At 55.6% G+C, this 2,417-nt stretch carries 2 protein-coding genes and 1 pseudogene; all 3 read left to right on the top strand.

From position 1 onward, the window contains the following. Window positions 1–21: 21 nt before the first annotated feature. Window positions 22–1,173: a TadE/TadG family type IV pilus assembly protein gene (locus FV223_RS25410; protein WP_246689808.1), complete on the top strand. Its 1,152-nt coding sequence runs from the start codon at window positions 22–24 to the stop codon at window positions 1,171–1,173. A gap of 406 nt (window positions 1,174–1,579) precedes the next feature. Next, window positions 1,580–1,933, top strand: a complete 354-nt coding sequence (locus FV223_RS25405; protein ID WP_147729545.1) for a DUF3140 domain-containing protein — start codon at window positions 1,580–1,582, stop codon at window positions 1,931–1,933. Between the two features lie 362 nt (window positions 1,934–2,295). Next, window positions 2,296–2,417 (top strand): annotated as a pseudogene (locus tag FV223_RS25395) (IS5/IS1182 family transposase); the annotation flags it as partial.

Genomic DNA, 2,417 nt, shown 5'->3' with positions numbered 1-2,417 from the left:
TTTAAGACTGGTTGTATATGTATGCCTCGTATGCTGCACGGTTTGTCCGGTTTTAAGCGGCGGCTACGTTGGGAGGTGCCCATGCAGCGGGGTAGGCAGCGTCGATTGGCTTCCTTTGTCAGGTCCGAAAGCGGCAATGTCATAGTGATTTTTGGGCTCACCCTGCCCCTCCTCGTCGGTGCGAGCGGCCTCGCGATTGACTACGGCAATGCTGTGCGTATCCGCGCTGTCGAAGCCAGCGTGGCCGATGCGACCGCCCTGTTGGTTGCAAACGCTGACACCGTCGCCGCTGCCACCGAGGGCTTGCGCCTGGCCAGTGCTCAGCTCACCTCGCAACTGGGTTCGGTCAAGACGACCAACGGCTTCCAAGTTAATGGTACGTGGGTTGATGGCGCGAACTACCGGGTGACAATCTCGACGACGGTGAAGACGAGCCTCTTGCACCTTCTACCCGGCATGCCAAGGCAGATTACAGTCGGGACTGCCACGACCGTCAATCGAGTTGCCCCTGTCTACCAGACCAGCCCGCCAACGTTTAGCCAGCTGTCACCTGAAGCTGCTGACTACAACCGTATCTACATGTACTGCTACTCGTCCGATCCAAAGCGACAAGCCCAGGCCGACAAGGGTCGCCGAGGCATAGTCGCCATTGCCGACAATGGCACGCCTTCGACAGATTACTCTAAAGCCACGTTGCCCACCTGTGGCGCCAACGAAGCGCCAAGCTATATGCTGCATAACGTTCGAAACGCTCGCAGCAACAAATCCGCATGGAACGATACGAATCAAGAAACTTACGAGTATTATACCGATATGACCATTGATACGGGAACACGCGTACAGTCGGTGAGTATGAAGGGTTATCGCGTGTACAACGGAACCACTCTGTCTCCGATTAACATGGTCTCAAATCCGATTTTGGAGACGATTGTCTGCGACACCCTGAGCCAATGCAAGAGTAAGTCGGACGGGGGCATCTTGCCGAATAGCCATACGACCCACAATCCCACCACGGCGACCGCGAGTTGTAGCGATAACAAGTACATGTATTACGGCTGGGAAGATCGGCCGCCGAACGCTGGTAGCGACATGGACTATGACGATATTCGAGTCATCGTATCCTGTCCGACATTGGTAAAGGTCTCTGACAAGAAATTACGAATAGTTGAATAGCTTGAATATATGTAGATTGGTTACGTTGCTTGTGCGGCCGCCTCTTATGATCTTTATCTCATGGAGGCCGGCTCGCCTATTGCATATTTGGGTACCTCCTGCTCGTCGCCTGGCTAGCGCCCCGGAAGGCGTTATCCGACCGTTTTCCCGGCGGCCATCACGGTGTGGAACAGCTGAGGAACAAATCGGTTGAAACTTGTCGGGGTAGCGTGGCGGGAAATCTAACGTCGGGAATACGGCGCAAGGGTCCTGACACTTCTACCGTTGGAGGGGATCACGCAGTGGAATGGCGGAAAGCGTGGCATAGAGCGTAGCACTCGGGGCACGAAGCACAGCGCTTCCGTCGCAGGACAATTCCGGAACACAGGTAGCGGCCTCACGTTGATCGCTGGATTGGAGGTATGCGATGGCTGAGAATGAAGACCGCGAGATGATCTATAAAGAATTTAAGTCAGTTGTGAATATGACGGCGTTTGCCTTGGAGAAGTTCCTGAAGAGTGACGCAAGTCAATCGGTCGGCCAGAAGAAGGATGGTGCCACCGAGGCGGCTGGTCACCAGGAAGGTCGTCGCATTATCGAGATTTTGCATAAAAAGAATTCTCAACTTTCAGATGAGGATTATAGGCATATGCGCAAAGTCGTCGGCTATGTACATCGACATCTGAAGCAAGGCGGTCCGAAAGATAAAGACGCTGTGCAAGACTCGCCGTGGCGGCTTTCTCTGATGAACTGGGGTCACGATCCGCTCGAGGGTGCATAAACTATGGATGCCCCTACACCTCTCGCTGTCACCGTAGAGCCTTGCCAAGAGAGTAGTGAGGATTTCCGGTGGCATCTGACGGACGCGAATGGCGTTTCGGTCCGGGTCTCGCCAGAAGCGTATCCGACGCGCGAAGACGCCAGCGAAGCAGGCCGCGCCGCTTTGTCAGCCTTTGGCGCTGCTATTTAGAGGGCCGAGTATAGAGTTGCTCAATCCCTACCAACACGGTGATCAGACAGCTTTCTGCCCAAGGATTTTAAGGGCATCAGGCCTGAGAGCCCGTCCGATAACATCCGGCAGGGGTTGAGTGGCCGGGATGGCGGTGATTCCAGAAGGGTGCTGAAGCCTGATCTGGATGTGCCATGTGGACCCCGACCACTCGCCGGCAGCATAGCCGTTCGCGCCTGCGCTACGAAACCGACCTGACCGATGCGGAATGGGCCGTGATTGCGCCGCTGATGCCGGAGCCGGCCTCGTGCGGTCG

The sequence above is a fragment of the Methylobacterium sp. WL116 genome (assembly GCF_008039455.1).
Lineage (GTDB): Bacteria > Pseudomonadota > Alphaproteobacteria > Rhizobiales > Beijerinckiaceae > Methylobacterium.
The sequence above is the reverse complement of the archived record's forward strand: the minus strand, read 5'-3'. Positions and strand labels throughout refer to the sequence as shown.

What these genes read in the sequence shown, in the direction of transcription:
- FV223_RS25410 (WP_246689808.1), top strand. Translation starts at nt 22, where the DNA reads ATGCCTCGTATGCTGCACGGTTTGTCCGGTTTTAAGCGGCGGCTACGT.
- FV223_RS25405 (WP_147729545.1), top strand. Translation starts at nt 1,580, where the DNA reads ATGGCTGAGAATGAAGACCGCGAGATGATCTATAAAGAATTTAAGTCA.